Raw genomic sequence first — 16,719 nt, forward strand, 5'->3', positions numbered from 1 at the left:
GGTTATGACAAGTGTTTTTATCAATAATTTTACTAAACAAACCCACTTTTCGCCAAAAATTCCATTGTAATGTTGCTTTTTGGCTCATCTTTTTGCCCTAATAACAACCGCTCCAAATAACGAGCGACCAAATCCACTTCAATGTTGACCATTCGTCCCACCGTCCAATGACGTGCGATGTTGGTCATCTCAGCGGTGTGGGGAATGATGTTAAGACAAACGATGTTATCAGACGGTTTGATGCGGTTGGTGGTCAAACTGATGCCGTCCACCGTGATTGAGCCTTTGTCGGCGGTATATTTCATCAGCTCGGGCGGTATGGCGACTTCTATATAGACCGAACGGGCGTCTTTGGCGATTTTGGCGATTTTGCCCACACCGTCCACATGCCCCGCCACGATATGTCCGCCAAAACGGGTGGTGGGGAGCATGGCTTTTTCTAGGTTTAATGTATCACCCACTTTCCATGCGTTCAATGCCGAAATAGACAATGTTTCACGTGAAACATCAACCGCATAACTATCGCCATCAATGGCGACAACGGTCAAACAAATGCCATTAGACGCAATCGAGTCGCCCAATTTGACATCACCAAAATCCATCTTGGGAGCGTGTATGGTCAGCCGAATATCGCCCCCTGTGGGTGTAATGGCGGTGAGTGTGCCTGTTACTTCTATGATACCTGTAAACATCAATTTTCCTATTTTAACGTGTTAAATATATAAAAATCACTCATCAGCAAGCTGTGGATAACTTGACAACTTAACCCCAATCCACCGCCCAATCAGCAACTTATCCACACCCCAACCATGTTCCATGTGGAACAATTCACCCAAAAATAGGTTTCACGTGGAACGTAGTCATATCAAGTGTTTCACATGGAACTTTATGGTTATCCACAGAATTATCCACAGGATTTTTAAAAGTTTTCCACAGTTTCACGTGGAACATGGTTGGGCAAAATGATTGGCTAATTTTTATGAGGTTGGGCTGTGGATAACTTATTTGCAATAATCACGCAAGATTTTATAGTCAAACAAATTTGCAATAAGACAAGGAAAACGAGCGATGTTGTACAAATAGTACTACAAGCGAGTTTGGCGCAGTATTATCACAAATTTGGCAGACTATATGGGCGTTAAAGTCAATCGCACATCTTGCCCCAATTGTACCACTTCTTTTAATACAAAATTTAATTTGTCTTTTAATAAATCAAATTCACCCACAAACATCGGCTTACTATTCACCCCAAGCAAACACGGGGCTTGATAAACAATCAGCTCATCCACCAAGTTTTGATTTAAAAAACTTGTGGCAAGCGTTGCCCCTGCCTCCACCAAGACATCATAACAGCCATAATCCGCCACCAATGTTGTTAAAAGGCTGTGCAAATCGTCTTGCCAAACTAGGGTGTTATTATCGTGAAAAACTTGATAACCGTTCTTTGTATTGGCATTTGCTGTTTTGCCTGTTCTGTCCACCACCACGATTTTAGGCTGTGGGATGGCGGTTGTGCCAATGTTGGCAAGCTCTACATCAGGCAAACGCACGGTCAGACTTGGGTTGTCCGCCACAATCGTGCCAGAGCCTGTGATAATCGCCCCTGATTTGGCTCGCAGACGCTGTACATCGGCTCGTGAAGTCTCGCTGGTTATCCATTTGGACTCGCCACTTGCCATTGCCACTTTGCCGTCCAAACTCACGCCCAATTTCAGCCGTACAAAGGGCAAGCCTGTCGCCATTGCCTTTAAAAAGCCTTCGTTTAAGGCTTTGGCTTCGCTCTCGCATATGCCCACCGATACGGCAATCCCTGCGTTTAGGAGCATTGCCATGCCTTTGCCCGCCACCTTAGGATTGGGGTCAAGATTGGCGATGACTACCCGAGCCACACAGCTTTCTATCAAGGCGCCCGCACAGGGGGGCGTGCGTCCAAAATGACTACACGGCTCTAAGGTAACATAGGCGGTCGCCCCTTTGACATCATTGGCACTTGCCACATCATTTAGGGCAAAAATTTCGGCGTGGGGAAAGCCTACCTTAGGATGAAAGCCCTTGCCAATCACCACACCGTCCTTGACAATCACACAGCCCACACACGGATTGGGGCGGGTGGTAAATTCGCCAAGCCTCGCTTCGCTGATTGCCATTGCCATAAATTTTTCATCGTCTGGCAAACTGGGGCTTAATTGAGCCTTGACCTCATCGCAAAGCATGTCATTCATTGACCACCTCCTTGTCATCAGTAGTAGAACAAACCTTGGGGGCAAAATTTTCAAGTTCCGCCTTAAAGGCTTCAATGTCCTGAAAATCTCGGTACACGCTGGCAAACCGTACATACGCCACATCATCAATGGCTTTGAGCTCCGCCATGACAATCTCACCGACCATTTTGCTGGATACTTCTCGCTCGCCAGTTTGACGCAGACGCTGTTCAATGCGGTGGACAATAGCATCAATCTCGTCAATGCTCACAGGGCGTTTTTGTAGGGGCAGTGCCATCGAACGGCGAAGTTTGTTATAGTCATAAGGCTCACGCAAGCCGTTGCTTTTGATAATGCGAGGCATGACCACTTCCATCACTTCAAAGGTGGTAAAGCGTTCCCCACACTCGGTGCATTGACGGCGACGGCGAACCTGCGAGCCTTCGGCAGCCAAACGACTGTCAATCACTTTGGTATCCCCAGCATTACAAAACGGACAATACATCTTATTTCCCAATACAAAAACTTGAAAAAATCCGCCCCAAGAGTTCATCAGCACTCATCTGCCCCGTAATTTCGCCAAGCGCCATTTGCGAAAGCCTCAAACTCTCCGCCACCAATTCGCCCGCTTGATAAATGGTTAATTGCTCATAAGCCTCTTGGGTGTGGGCTTTGGCACGCCTTAGAGCATCAATGTGGCGAGTACGGGCGATTAGGCTATTCTCTGGGGGGTGAAAACCCACTTTATCTTTGAGCAATGCCACAAGCTCGCCAATGCCATCGCCTGATTTACACGATACAAAGACATTGGCAAGCGTCAATGTTTCACGTGGAACATTGGGCGTGTCATGATGATTGACGTTGGTCATTGGGGTCATGGTTTCACGTGAAACATCATCAAGCAAATCGGATTTGTTAGCAACCATGACAAGTTTACGCTCAAAATTTTCCACACCAATCTCACTAATGATGTCAGCAAACAGCTCTTTGGCAAGGTCAAATGGGGCTTTTTCCACACCCACATCATAGACAAAGAGCAAAATGTCCGCCTGTCTCATCGCACTTTTGGCTCGGTTAATGCCAATCTGCTCCACCTTATCATCGGTCGCTCGTAGCCCTGCCGTATCGGTCAAATGCACGGTCAAGCCATCAAGTGTCAGCGTCTCGGACAAGGTATCTCGTGTCGTCCCTGCCACGTCAGTTACAATGGCTCGCTCAACCCCTGCTAGGCGGTTTAGCAGGCTGGATTTGCCTGCATTGGGGCGACCTGCCAGCACGACTTGTACACCATCTCGGAGCAATTGCCCTTGTTTGGCGGTGGCTAAAATATCGTCAATTTGGGTTAAAATGGCGCTTAATTTACCCTCAATCACGCCATCGGACAAAAACTCTACGTCTTCCTCATCAGGAAAATCAATGCTTGCTTCCACATATAGACGAATGGTGGTAATTTTTTCGGATAACTCATTGATTTTATTTGAAAATTCCCCAGACAACGAACGAATGGCACTCGTGGCTTGGGCGACGCTGGTGGCACTAATGGCATCAGCGATGGCTTCGGCTTGCACCAAATCAATCTTATCATTGTCAAACGCCCGCATAGAAAATTCGCCAGCGGTGGCTTGCCTTGCCCCAAGCTCAAAACAGCGAGCAAGGAGCAAGTTTTGTAGCACCATACCGCCATGCCCTTGCAGTTCCACCACGTCTTCGCCCGTAAACGAATGGGGAGCGTTAAAATAAATCAGCACCCCCTCATCAATGGTCGCCCCGTGTGCGTCTTTGAATTTGGCAAAATGGGCGTGGCGGGGGGTTAGGGTGGATTTACCCGAGATGGCACAGCCAATGTCATACGCCTTTGCCCCAGATAAGCGAATCACACCCACCCCACCTGCTCCGATGGGTGTGGCAATGGCACAGATGGTGGTAGAATTGGACGAATGATAAACGGTTGTCATTATCGAAATTTAGCAAATTAAATTGTTCATCTTAGCATAATTCAAGAAAAATGGCTATGAAATTTAAGGGAAATCAAAGCAGTTGCGCCGTAAGATAACCCACAGCTTGGCAATCTGATTTTATTTTAAAAACAGAGCAATAAGTTAATAAAAACACCGCTTAATCTACTGATTAAACGGTGTTTTTTATTTTCAAAAAATCATCAAATTTCAAACGTATCCAACACATCTTCGCCCGAAATCATGCCTGCCGCCACCGTGTGATTTGTCGCTTCGTCAATCAAAATAAACGCGCCAGTTGCCTGATTTTCCGCGTAAGTGGTGGCGCAAATCGGCTGTTGTGCGGCAATCGTGATTCGCGCAATATCATTGATTTTTAAGGAATCTGCTGATTGAGTACGGCTCTCAGGTTAAACAATGTTGATATATCCAAACATAAAAAGCATTAGCCAAAATATCATAATAAGACACGCTAAACGCAACAATTCCACCCACCAACAAATAAAACAACTGTGCATCTTGATTACAATACCAGTTTTTAGCAACAAAAAAGAGCGTATCCTAAAATACGCCCTTTTTATTTCGCTATCAAGCCGTTTGTTTTGCTTGATATTCTTTTTCGACTTTTTTATTAACAAACTGCTGATGAGCCATGCTAAACAGGTTGTTGACCGTCCAATACAACACCAAGCCAGCAGGGAAAAACAGCATAAATACCCCAAAAATAAGTGGCATGATTTTCATCATTTTGGCTTGCATGGGGTCAGTCGGTTGTGGGTTTAGGAGCTGTTGGAAATACATGGTCGCCATCATGATGATTGGCAAGATAAACCATGGGTCCATCGCTGACAAATCCTTAATCCACAAAATCCACGGAGCGTGGCGTAGTTCTACCGACTCCACCAAGCACCAATACAGCCCCAAGAAAATCGGCATTTGGAGCAAGATTGGCAAACAGCCCGCCATCGGATTAACCTTTTCGTCACGATACAGTTGCATCATCGCTTGACTCATTGCCATGCGGTCATCACCGTGTTTTTCTTTTAGGGCTTCAAGCTTAGGGGCAATGGCACGCATTTTTGCCATAGAGACGTAGCTTTTGTTGGATAGCCAAAACAGGGCAATTTTAACAACCAACGTCAGACCAACAATCGCCCAGCCCCAGTTGCCAAAGACTTTATGCAGAGCATCGAGTATGGCAAACAACGTTTTGGAAATCGGCCAAAAAACCCCATAATCCACCGCTTGTTCAAGCCCTGTGGCAACCCCTCTCATTTCGTGCTGTACTTTTGGTCCAGCGTACAAGGTTGCACCCACATCGATTTGCTTGCCAGCAGGCACGATGATGGCGGGACTATTAAAACCAATAAAATATTCTCCGCCACTTTCTCGACTATAAAATTGTCCATCAAAATCATTAGGAGTCCATGCTGACACAAAATAGTGCTGAATGATACCCACCCAGCCATCTTTATCGGTGGATTTTAGCTCGCCACTATTAAACTCTTTAAATTTTAATTTATTATAAGGACTATCAGGCGTACCCCACGCACCACCCAAATAGGTTGCCATACCCATCATACCCTTATCATCAAGACCAGGATCGGCAGAACCATCTCGTTTTAGCTGGGCATACATGTTGCCCTGCCAAGTGTGCTCTGAGGCATTATTGATGTTATAGACCACCTCAATAGGGTATTGACCCGCCTTAAAAATAAAGGTTTTTGTGATGGTTACACCATCTTTTTGATAGCTAAGTGGTACCTCTAACACAGATGAATCGCCCATCTTGTAGCTGGTCTTAGCCAACTGGTAGGTGGCACGACCTTGATTAGTATCCACACCATCTTGCCCCACAAGCCCAGACTGAGCCACATAAGTGCGACCATGCTCACTTTCAAGCAGTGCAAAAGAACCACTACCCCCCAAAACATCATCGTATTGTTTCAGTTCTGCATGAACAATATCGCCACCCACAGGGTTGATTTTAATATAATGCCTATCAGTAACAACCTCAATCAATGATGAGCTTGATGTTTGCACTGCATCACTTGGCTGTCCATCGATGTTTGGCACATCGCCACTGATTGTACGAGGAACATCGCTGGCATTTTGCGTTGCTGTGTGCTGTGTGGCAACGGTTGGTTTATTAGTATAGTCATCTCGCCACGCCAACACGAGCAGATAGGACGTGATGAGCATGGCAATGATGATTAAAGTCCGTAAAATTTTTTGCATAGCTTGCCTTTGCAAATTTATAATCAAAATTGGCTATTTTACAACAAATTAGGCAAAATGCCCAACATTTTATCAAAATTAGCGGTTGGCCAGTTTATTTTGACGTTTTTGATAAGAAAAGTTATCCACAAACACACAAGAATGCGACCATGTCGCCAGCACAAAACGGTAACGATACATCGGTACGGGCACAAAATCCACCCCACTCCCCCCAAAGGGCTGACAACGTGCCAAGCGTTTGGTAATGAGTATCAAAGCGCGGGGTAGAGTATGAGTGTGCAAGGCGGTGCGAGCGTAGGCGGAGCAAGTGGGATAATAACGACAACGAGCGGGCAGGGTGGGGCTGATGAATTTTTGGTATACTCTGATTAGGAATAATAAAAACGAACGCACCATGTTGTTAACTGTCGCCCGTTGCCGATTTATCAGAAATTGTGATGAGTGAATTTTGCACGATTGATTTTTTAGATACTGATTCAGACGTGTGCGAGAGCTTGGATAACTTGCCAAACATATCCACAAGCTCAGCTTTGGCGGTCGCCCAAGCGGTATCTTTATCCACTTTTTGCTGTTTAGTACCCACAAATGCCCCACTTTTAACAATCAGCACACAATCAACAGGTGGCAAATCATGCTGATTTAGGCGAAAAATCTCACGGGTATGGCGTTTAAGCTGAGTTCTATCCACCGCTTTTTTGAGCTTTTTCTTGGTAATGGCAAGCCCAAGACGAGCATGGGGATACTCTGTGTTTGCCACAAATAATAAAAAATGCGTGCTGTGGATTTTTTTAACAGGGTTATCAAACACCGCCTTAAACTCACAAGGAGCAAGCAGTCGCTTTGTTTTGGCAAATGAAAAAGTGGGGTCAGTCATGATACTAAGGTGGGTAAATTGTCTATGATACAAGGCTTGGATAATTTCGTCAATCAAAACCACATAAAACAAAAAAGCACCCAAAATAGGTGCTTTATGTCTTAGCAAACTAAGATTACACGGTCAAACGATGACGACCTTTGGCACGGCGACGAGCCAAAACTTGACGACCATTTTTGGTGGCCATACGAGCACGGAAACCGTGAGTGCGTTTGCGTTTTAGAACGCTGGGTTGGAATGTACGTTTCATAGTGTTTACCTTAAGGTTCTATCACAGGCTCTGCAGAAGCCGTTGTTGTGATGGTTGGATTGAGTAGGTTTGTTACAAGTGAACCCACCTAAAAAACTAACAGATTATAATGCCTACTTATTTAAATGTCAAGGTATTAATTTTTTTAGTAAGAGAAATATTCTTTTAAAAAAGTTATCCACAGTTTCGATGGGTGATTGTTTTTTAATTTAATTTTTAAATAAATACAATAATAATAATGGTCTTTGTATTTTGTGGATAAGTAATAAAAAACTATATTTTTCATATATATATATTGTTGATAATATTGTTAATAACTTGTGTCTAATATGTTGATATTTTTTTTAAATTTCATATCCACAAAAATATCCACAAACTTATCCACAGGAAAAATTGACTTGAAAAAAGCCAAATTTGTGCTATTATATGTCAAAATTTTGGGTTATGGCACATGATTTTGATGAGCTGATGCGGTTTTGTCGTGTGCATGTAAGGCTAGGATACCATGCAAAATATGTCATTATTTGATGAGGTGCTGACAGATGAGTTATTTGTTGATGAGGCGAATAATCATGAGCGTAGCATGCATGCCTCAAAAAAACGAACATCAGTCAATACCTCCTCTTCAAAAACTCAGCGTGATGGTGTGTCTGATGAAAGTGAGGTAGTTGGGCGTGATGAGGTGGCACAGCAGTTTTGGCAGATGTGCCTTGATGAGCTAAGGCATGATGTTAAGGAGAGTGAGTTAAACCAGTGGCTAAAGGCACTCAAGCCTGCGATCACCAAGGGGGATTTGGTGCTTTTTGCCATCAATCATGTCTTTATTCGCCGTATTGAAGATTTTTATTATGAGAAGATTTGTGCGGTGGTGGCACGCCTATGTGACAGGTCGGATAACAACATATCCGTTCGGAGGGTGCGTTTACAGGTCATGCCATTGACCCCAAGAAGTGCCGATGGGACATCTACCAAAAAGACTAAGCCTAAAACCCCCAAAAAGCCTACTAAGATTGAGGAAGGGCAAGCCCTAGACGAGCGTTTTACTTTTGAGAATTTTGTTAAGGGAAAATCAAATGCACTGGCTTATAATGCTTGCCAAGAACTCATCAAAAATCTGGGTGATAATAAACTTGATAAGCATGATACGCACTTGTATTTTATTTATGGCTCATCAGGTCTGGGCAAGACGCATCTGATGCATGCGGTGGCTCATCGCTATGAAAAGGCTGGGTTTTTAACCTGTTATTTTGGCAAGGATCAGTTTTTTAAAGTGGTGATTAACGCCTTGCGTGGTGATGGTGCTGATGCCCTACTCAAACACGTCTGTCAGGCAGATTTGCTGGTGGTGGACGATGTTCATATGATTAATAACAAAAACGGTCCTAAGGTGTCTCAGTTTTTGATGACGCTCTTTGGGGAGTTTACCAAAGGCGATAAAAGGCTGATTTTGGCTTCGGACAGACCACCTTCTCAGATGCAGGATTTTGATACACGCTTTTTGTCTCGGTTTGAGGGTGGGTTATCGCTTGCCATTGAACCGCCTGATATTGAGATGCGTATGCAGATTTTGCAAAAAAAGGCGGACTTGCTTGGCATGGATTTACCAAAGGATTGTGCGATTTTTATGGCACAAAACATGCCTCCTGATGTGCGTCGCTTAGAGGGTGCTTTAAATCAGGTGCGTGCCAACGCCTTGTTGGTTGGTGGGGATATTACGCTTAGTCTGGTGCGTCATGCCATCAAAGACCGCATTGAAGCCAGAGCCAGAGCGGTAACTGCCAGCAATATCCGTGATTTGGTGGCGGAGTATTATGGAGTTTCCACCAAAGATTTGATTGGTAAAAAGCGTGCCAGAAACATCGCAAGACCACGTCAAATAGCGATGGCACTGGTGCGTGAGCTGACCCAAGATAGCTTTCCTGAGATAGGGCAGGCTTTTGGTGGGCGAGATCATACCACAGTCATGCACGCTTGCGAAAAAATCGCCCAGCTACGCCAAGAAGAACTGACGATAGAGCAAGATTATCAGGCCTTACTTGCTACGCTAGAATTTGCATGATAACTTTTTAAGGAGATTTTATGAAACTTACCATTAATAAAGCAATTTTAATGAAAGCGATTGCCCTCATCATTGATGCGGTGGATAATCATCATCAGATGACAATTTTGGGTAATTTAAAACTGGTGTTGGAGCCGACACGTTTGACGCTGACAGCCTCAGATTTGGAGGTGGAGCTCACCAATGTCATTGCACTGCCTGATGAGGCATGCGTGGAGGCGGGCGAGGTTACCATTCCTGCCGATAAGTTTTTTGGGATTTGTAAGGCGCTTACTGCCGATGTGGTAAACATTCACGTGGTGGGCGATCGTTGCTCCATTGTCAGTGGTAAGGGCAAATATATGCTCAGTACCCTGCCTGCAAAAGACTATCCTAGTATCGGTGAGCCACGCTCTGATAAGTTGGTAAAGATTGGCAAGGAGGCTTTGTTTGGGCTGATTAAGCATACTCGTTTTGCGATGGCAACCCAAGACGTGCGTCATTATCTGACAGGTTTGTTGTTTGAGGTTGAGGGCGACAAATTAACCGCTGTGGCAACTGACGGACATAGATTGGCGGTGGCATATCAGACACTTAATGAGGGCTGTGAAGCGACTAAAGTCATCATACCAGGCAAGGCGGTCATCGGTCTTGAAAAGCTCTTGGTGGATTTACTAAAAATTTCCGAGCAAGATGGTGATGTGGTAACATTGGGTCTAGATGAGGACTTTTTGACGGTTAGCCTAAACTTCGATGGACAAATGATGGTGTATCTGACCGCTCGCCTCATCGAGGGTAAATTCCCTGATTATCGCCGTGTGCTACCCACCAATAATGACAAAATTGCCATCTTTAATAAAGAACAAATGGTGGAGGTGCTTCGCCGTGTGGCGGTGGTTAATACCAAAGATTCGCCTGGTGTATTGCTTGACTTTGCCAAATCTGATGTGGTGGATGTGATTTCAACCAACCGAGAACAAGATGAAGCCAGAGAAGAGGTGGTGGTAAATTATACGGGCGAGCCGATTGAGATTTCTTTTAATGAATCTTATTTGCGTGCTGTGCTAAATGTGCTAGAAGGCGACGTTCGCCTTGAAATGGTACATCCAACCAGCCCTACCCTGATTTATCAAGTTGGCGACGAACAAAATCATCAGTATGTCGTCATGCCAATGCGAGTGTGATGAGTTTATGATTTGCCAATTACAAATCACGCACTTAAGAAATCTAACCCATGCGAATTTGGCATTGGGCGATTGTAATGTGTTTGTTGGTAAAAATGGCAGTGGCAAAACATCGCTTTTGGAAGCGGTGTTTTTGCTTTCTAGGGGTAAGACTTTTCGCCATCATGAACCCAAACATTACATTAATCATCAACAAGATGCTTGTGTGGTGTGGGCAAAAACTTCGACTGATACGCTGGCACTGCAAAAAAAACTCAACCCTCAAAGCCAGTCAGAGGCGACCTTAAAGCTAAACGGTCAAAGTGTTAATGCTCAAAGTGCCTTAGCGTATGCCCTGCCTGTACTATTGATTGACCCCTCTGGCATGGCGGTATTGGAGGAGGGTAGTCATGCCAGACGACAGATGTTGGATTGGCTGGTGTTTCACGTGAAACCAGAATTTTATGAAGTGTGGCTATCATACCAAAGATTGTTAAGACATCGTAATTCGCTGTTAAAATCCGCAAAAAATCAAGGGCGACTTCACGAGCTGTCTGCGTGGAATCATCAGCTGTCGGCACATGCTCAAAGACTGCATGAGTGTCGTTTGGCGGTATTTGAGCGGTGGCAAATAAGATTCGATGAACTGCTAGGTAGGCTATTACCACGTTATCGAGGCGATATTTATTTGGCTTATCAGGCGGGTTTTGATGATGAGGTGGGGCTATTATCTGTGCTAGAAGCACGACTTCATTCGGACATGGAGCTGGGTTATACTCGCGTGGGGGCGCATCGTGCTGATGTGGTGGTTATGCTAAAACAGAGTGATAAGCCCAATAAAGGGCAAGCAGTTCATGTGCTATCACGTGGCGAAAAAAAATTACTGATTACTGCACTTAGATTATCACAACTTCAAACAATGTGCGATTTTCACTTAAAAAAACCTGTGGTACTGATTGATGATATAGATTCTGAGTTGGATGATGAGGCGATAAATGTGCTGTTGGAGGTTGTTTTGTCTTTACCGTGTCAGCTTTTTATTACTAGCCTCCAAGATGAGACGGTGCAATTTATCAAGAATAAGATTGCACCTGTTCAGCCTCCAAAATCCTGCAAGACGTTTCACGTGAAACAGGGCGAGGTTTTGGTGTATTGATGTCTTGCCAAATTCATCGGAGGTTTGGTATGATGATGGAATATTTTTTAAAAAGCAGTTACATTTTTTTGTGTAATGTTGTAAACTAAGAGTATATTAATTTTAGTGGGGTTTGTATGAGCGAAGAAAATATCGGCATAAATCCAAATGTCAGTCATCGAATTTTGGTGGTTGATGATGATGCACGTCTGCGTGCGTTGCTCCAACGTTTTTTAGAAGATGATGGGTTTACCGTGCGTGTGGCACATGACGGCAAACAGATGGACAAACTCATGCAACGCGAGATGTTTTCGCTCATCGTACTGGATTTGATGTTGCCTGACGAAGATGGCATTGCCATTTGCACACGTCTGCGTGCTGACAATGTCAATACACCAATCATCATGCTCACTGCCAAAGGCTCAGACACTGACCGCATCGCAGGGCTTGACGCTGGGGCAGATGACTATTTACCAAAACCTTTTAACCCCAAAGAGTTGCTGGCTCGCATCAAAGCGGTGCTACGCCGTCAAAACCGTGAAGTACCAGGAGCCCCTACTCAGCAGGTGGAGGTGGTGGAGTTTGGGTCGTGGAGTTTGGATTTGTCCACTCGCACGCTCAAAAAAGATGGCGATGTGGTTACGCTTACCACAGGTGAGTTTAGTGTGTTAAAGGCACTGGTTCAGCACCCACGAGAGCCACTTACTCGTGATAAGCTCATGAATCTGGCTCGGGGACGTGAATGGGGAGCGATGGAGCGGTCGATTGACGTGCAGGTGTCTCGCCTAAGACGACTCATTGAGGATAATCCGTCCCAAGCTCGCTACATTCAGACGGTGTGGGGTGTGGGTTATGTCTTTGTGCCTGATGGGGCGGAGAGTTGATGGCTTAACTTTCATTTTGACTGATAATTAACAAACATAAGATGCCACACACCCAGAAAGATTAATTCTTAAATAGAGGGTGTGTGGTATGTGTTTTATGAATTGATGAAATTAAATTAAATGGCGATTGGGATTATAGCAGTTATGATGGTGGGTTTTATTTTTTTGTAAAAGAGTGATGGATATTGGAAAGCAAACAACCTAAAAACATCTGCTGTGCATTTTAATTTATTGGTTGGTTTAATTAAAAATTCAAACACCCTTTCTTTTTTTTATCAATCCTGCTAACATATTTAATACCAACCATTATCCAAAACATTGGATAATTGGTTTTGTTATTGATATTGTTTTAAAACCTCTATATCTGCTAATAAAAAGTAGGAATATAGGTCGTTTAATACTTCGTTAAATTGAATAATCATTGTGCTGCACTCCCATTAAATTTGAAATAAATACTTGCAAAAATCATAATGCCAATTATGATAAAAAATACAATAATACTACCAATTTTCCAATATGCGTTTGGAATTTTATTTTTAAAAATATTATGATTATTCTCATAAATTTTGCACAATACGGTGTATTTTCTTGCTTCGCCAGCATACATTAATACAACAAACAAAGACATGAAAAATAATTGCAGTATGGAATTTAATGTCTCAATATTATTTTTAATTGCATGAATAAAAATTATTGAAACAACAAATATTAGCGCTGTAATTATTGCAAATAACAAGAAAATCCATTTAGAAATAAATAAAAAAACACCATTCTGCTTTTGTGATATTAAGTTTTATTTGACTTTGATTGATGACAAAATAATGACGAATGCTATTAATTTTATGCTCATTAAGCGATAACTCATTAATGAGTTTTAGTGCAAATGGTCGAATTTTTGTATCAACATTTAATCCAGTTGCCTGATAATATAATTCATTGATTTTTAGTTCTGTTAAATGCTGTATTTCTAACTCAGGCATTTCAGCATAATCTATGGCTTGCTGTATTTTGTTTAATTTTCTTGATTTTATACTGTCGTAAGATTGAATAAAATTTTCTATTTTTAAGAAAATCGGTATAACCACCAAAACAATAAGTATTAAAATGGGATTTAACCCAACTTCTTTGGCTAAGTTAATTATTTCAATATTCATATAATCCACCCTAAATCAAAACCGCCAATTCTCACAAATTGACGGTTTTTAATTTTAAACCAAATTATTCCCACTCAATCGTCGCAGGTGGCTTAGAACTCACATCATAGACCACACGAGACACATCACGGATTTCATTCATAATACGGGTTGAGATTTTATCAATGAGTTCATAGGGCAAATGAGCAAAACGAGCGGTCATAAAGTCCACCGTCTCCACCGCACGCAGGGCAATCACCCACGCATACCGCCTGCCATCGCCAACCACACCTACTGATTTGACAGGCTGGAACACGGCAAAGGCTTGGGCGGTTTTATCATACCAACCGCTTGCACGAAGCTCCTGCATAAAAATATCGTCCGCCAAGCGTAAAATATCAGCATATTCTTTTTTCACTTCACCCAAAATGCGTACGCCAAGACCTGGCCCTGGGAACGGATGACGATAAATCATATGGTGCGGAATGCCAAGCGCCACACCAAGTTTACGCACTTCGTCTTTGAATAAATCACGCAAAGGCTCAACCAATTCAAAGGCTAAATCATCAGGCAGACCACCGACATTGTGGTGCGATTTAATCACGTGTGCCTTGCCCTGTTTGGATTTGGCGGACTCGATGACATCAGGGTAAATCGTGCCTTGTGCCAAAAACTTAATACCGTCTAGTTTTCTGGCTTCTTCGCTAAATACTTCAATAAATTCTCGTCCGATGATTTTGCGTTTGGCTTCTGGGTCAGTTACGCCTGCCAAAGCGGTTAAAAAGCGGTTCTCGCTATTGGCACGAATGACACGAATGCCCATATTATCGCTAAACATTTTCATCACTTGGTCGCCTTCGTTGAGACGCAGTAAACCATTGTCCACAAAGACGCAGGTCAATTTATCGCCAATCGCACGGTGCAGTAACGCTGCTACCACCGATGAATCCACCCCACCTGATAAGCCCAAAAGCACCTCACTGTCGCCAATTTGTTCTTGTAATTGTTTGATACGCAGTTCAATGATATTGTCCGAATTCCACGCATTGCCACAGCCACAAATGCTGTGAACAAAGTTAGAAATCAAGGTTTCACCTTTTTCGGTGTGGGTCACTTCTGGGTGAAATTGTACGCCATAAAAGTGGCGAGTTTCATCGCTGGCAGACGCATACGGACAGCTTGGCGTGCTTGATGTCACAACAAATCCGTCCGCCAATTTGGTTACTTTGTCGCCGTGACTCATCCACACTTGCGATTGGTTGTGTTCATCTTGTACATCTGATAACAGTTTGTCGGCTTGTGCCACATCAATTTTGGCATAGCCAAACTCGTGCACTTCGCCTGCTTCTACTTTTCCGCCCAATTGTTCGGACATCGTTTGAAAGCCGTAGCAAATACCAAGCACAGGCACGCCAAGTTCAAAGACGATTTGTGGGGCACGGGGTGAGCCTTGTTCGTGGACGCTTTCAGGACCACCTGATAGGATAATGCCTTTTGGATTAAAGGCTTTGATGTCATCATCTGACATATCGTAGGCGTACATTTCTGAATAGACGCCTGCTTCACGCACACGGCGAGCAATCAGCTGACTGTATTGTGAACCAAAGTCTAAGATTAAAATGCGGTCGGTGGTGATGTTTTGGGTCATTGTTGTGCCTTTTGGGAGTTGGAATTTGGGGTAAAATTTGGGGATATTGTAGCATTTTTTGGGGGATTTGGCGAATGCTAAATGGTGTGGTAGAATGGTTTGGTGTTATTCTTTTGGGGGATATAATGAACACTCCCAACCTCTTTTCATTCGCCCCAAGCGAGCTTAGTCAAGACGCATTTTTTGCGTGGCTATTTAGTTTTGCGGATAAAAAATATCAAAATGGTTTTAAGGATTTGCACGAAGTTTCCCAAAAATTATTATATGCTTTTATCCAAAAATGCCGTCCAGATTTTCAGATCGACATTCAAGCTGTTGATGTAAAAACCCAATATTCATTCACAATTAATGAATTAATTGATGGCAAAATCAAGAAAAAGAGAAGAAAAATTGATATATTAATCGTAATTAATGACGATTTTAGAATTGTTATAGAAAGTAAAACCAATAGCAAAGAACATGGAAATCAATTATACGATTACGCCAAGCACGCCATTGAAAAAAATTGGGATTTTATTGGCATTTATCTAAAAACAGGTAATGAAGCAAAATGCTTTTTAAATCAAATTCCCATTAAAACACGAGAATTGGGAATAAAGTTTGAAATTTTTAACCGTCAAGAAATTTTATCAGTTTTAAATTCTTATCCCAATATTGATAATGATATTTTTATCAGTTATTTGTCCTATTTGCAAAACATAGAAGATAAAACACAGTCTTTTAAATCACTACCAATCAAAGATTGGAACAGTCGCTCTTGGCAAGGGCTTTATGAATATTTGGATAATTTAAATCATTTGTCTTGGTGGGATTATGTGCCTAATCCAAGTGGCGGATTTTGGGCGGCGAATTTTAAAAAATCAACATGGCAAGATTATTCTGTTGTTTTTGCGATACATCAACAGACATTGGTTTTTGGCGTTTTTGTTACCGAAAAAGACAAACAAACCAAAATCCGTAATCAATTTAGTCAATTTTTATTAAAATCCGCAAAAGAACAAGGATTGAGTCATATTACCAAACCCAAATTTGGCAAAGGGGAATTTATGCAGGTCGCCCAAATCAAACAAAAGGATTGGCTTGGTGGAGATGATGAGAGAATTGACTTGGAAAATGTGGTATCAATACTAAATAAATACCATGCATTTTTCCAGATTTTATCGGATAAATAAAAAGAATATGGCGTGTTAAGAATAATAT

General features: G+C 42.8%; 15 protein-coding genes. 5 read left to right on the forward strand and 10 right to left on the reverse strand.

Features of this window, described 5'->3' with window-relative positions; translation table 11 throughout:
* Nucleotides 1–32: 32 nt before the first annotated feature.
* The 8 genes from Q4B79_RS01035 to rpmH all read right to left on the reverse strand — a co-directional run bounded on the left by Q4B79_RS01035 (nt 33) and on the right by rpmH (nt 7,518).
* Nucleotides 33–692, reverse strand: a complete 660-nt coding sequence (locus Q4B79_RS01035; RefSeq protein ID WP_303084569.1) for a riboflavin synthase — start codon at nt 690–692, stop codon at nt 33–35.
* Between the two features lie 435 nt (nt 693–1,127).
* Nucleotides 1,128–2,213 (reverse strand): bifunctional diaminohydroxyphosphoribosylaminopyrimidine deaminase/5-amino-6-(5-phosphoribosylamino)uracil reductase RibD, encoded by a 1,086-nt coding sequence (ribD, locus tag Q4B79_RS01040; protein WP_303084702.1) that lies wholly within the window; start codon nt 2,211–2,213, stop codon nt 1,128–1,130.
* Between the two features lies 1 nt (nt 2,214).
* Nucleotides 2,215–2,706, reverse strand: a complete 492-nt coding sequence (gene nrdR / locus Q4B79_RS01045) for a transcriptional regulator NrdR (protein ID WP_303084570.1) — start codon at nt 2,704–2,706, stop codon at nt 2,215–2,217.
* Nucleotide 2,707: 1 nt separating this feature from the next.
* On the reverse strand, nt 2,708–4,156 hold the full coding sequence (mnmE, locus tag Q4B79_RS01050) for a tRNA uridine-5-carboxymethylaminomethyl(34) synthesis GTPase MnmE (protein WP_303084571.1): 1,449 nt from the start codon (nt 4,154–4,156) through the stop codon (nt 2,708–2,710).
* Nucleotides 4,157–4,744: 588 nt separating this feature from the next.
* A complete protein-coding gene (gene yidC, locus Q4B79_RS01055) occupies nt 4,745–6,394 on the reverse strand; it encodes a membrane protein insertase YidC (protein WP_303084572.1) in 1,650 nt (549 codons plus the stop codon).
* Between the two features lie 78 nt (nt 6,395–6,472).
* Nucleotides 6,473–6,790: a membrane protein insertion efficiency factor YidD gene (gene yidD, locus Q4B79_RS01060; RefSeq protein WP_303084573.1), complete on the reverse strand. Its 318-nt coding sequence runs from the start codon at nt 6,788–6,790 to the stop codon at nt 6,473–6,475.
* 4 nt (nt 6,791–6,794) lie between these two features.
* The gene (gene rnpA, locus Q4B79_RS01065; protein ID WP_303084703.1) at nt 6,795–7,331 is read right to left on the reverse strand and encodes a ribonuclease P protein component; all 537 of its coding nucleotides are present in this window, start codon (nt 7,329–7,331) and stop codon (nt 6,795–6,797) included.
* Between the two features lie 52 nt (nt 7,332–7,383).
* Nucleotides 7,384–7,518 (reverse strand): 50S ribosomal protein L34, encoded by a 135-nt coding sequence (gene rpmH / locus Q4B79_RS01070; protein WP_029103370.1) that lies wholly within the window; start codon nt 7,516–7,518, stop codon nt 7,384–7,386.
* Nucleotides 7,519–8,032: 514 nt separating this feature from the next.
* On the opposite strand from rpmH, the gene dnaA reads away from it, so the two are divergent.
* The 4 genes from dnaA (at nt 8,033) to ompR (ending at nt 12,738) form a co-directional block, all read left to right on the forward strand.
* Nucleotides 8,033–9,577, forward strand: a complete 1,545-nt coding sequence (gene dnaA, locus Q4B79_RS01075) for a chromosomal replication initiator protein DnaA (RefSeq protein WP_303084574.1) — start codon at nt 8,033–8,035, stop codon at nt 9,575–9,577.
* A gap of 20 nt (nt 9,578–9,597) precedes the next feature.
* The gene (gene dnaN, locus Q4B79_RS01080; protein ID WP_303084575.1) at nt 9,598–10,740 is read left to right on the forward strand and encodes a DNA polymerase III subunit beta; all 1,143 of its coding nucleotides are present in this window, start codon (nt 9,598–9,600) and stop codon (nt 10,738–10,740) included.
* Between the two features lie 7 nt (nt 10,741–10,747).
* Nucleotides 10,748–11,875, forward strand: coding sequence for a DNA replication/repair protein RecF (locus Q4B79_RS01085; protein ID WP_303084576.1), 1,128 nt, complete (start codon nt 10,748–10,750; stop codon nt 11,873–11,875).
* Between the two features lie 116 nt (nt 11,876–11,991).
* Nucleotides 11,992–12,738, forward strand: coding sequence for a two-component system response regulator OmpR (ompR, locus tag Q4B79_RS01090; protein WP_303084577.1), 747 nt, complete (start codon nt 11,992–11,994; stop codon nt 12,736–12,738).
* A gap of 746 nt (nt 12,739–13,484) precedes the next feature.
* Here the strand turns inward: ompR and Q4B79_RS01095 are convergent.
* Together Q4B79_RS01095 and guaA are read right to left on the reverse strand one after the other, a co-directional pair.
* Nucleotides 13,485–13,892, reverse strand: coding sequence for a hypothetical protein (locus tag Q4B79_RS01095; RefSeq protein ID WP_303084578.1), 408 nt, complete (start codon nt 13,890–13,892; stop codon nt 13,485–13,487).
* A 64-nt stretch (nt 13,893–13,956) separates the two neighbouring features.
* Nucleotides 13,957–15,519, reverse strand: coding sequence for a glutamine-hydrolyzing GMP synthase (gene guaA / locus Q4B79_RS01100; protein ID WP_303084579.1), 1,563 nt, complete (start codon nt 15,517–15,519; stop codon nt 13,957–13,959).
* A 125-nt stretch (nt 15,520–15,644) separates the two neighbouring features.
* Here guaA and Q4B79_RS01105 point away from each other — a divergent pair, with 125 nt between their 5' ends.
* Nucleotides 15,645–16,691, forward strand: coding sequence for a PD-(D/E)XK nuclease family protein (locus tag Q4B79_RS01105; protein WP_303084580.1), 1,047 nt, complete (start codon nt 15,645–15,647; stop codon nt 16,689–16,691).
* Nucleotides 16,692–16,719: the final 28 nt, after the last annotated feature.

Origin of the sequence: Moraxella sp. (genome assembly GCF_030525845.1) — a bacterium.
Classification (GTDB): domain Bacteria; phylum Pseudomonadota; class Gammaproteobacteria; order Pseudomonadales; family Moraxellaceae; genus Moraxella.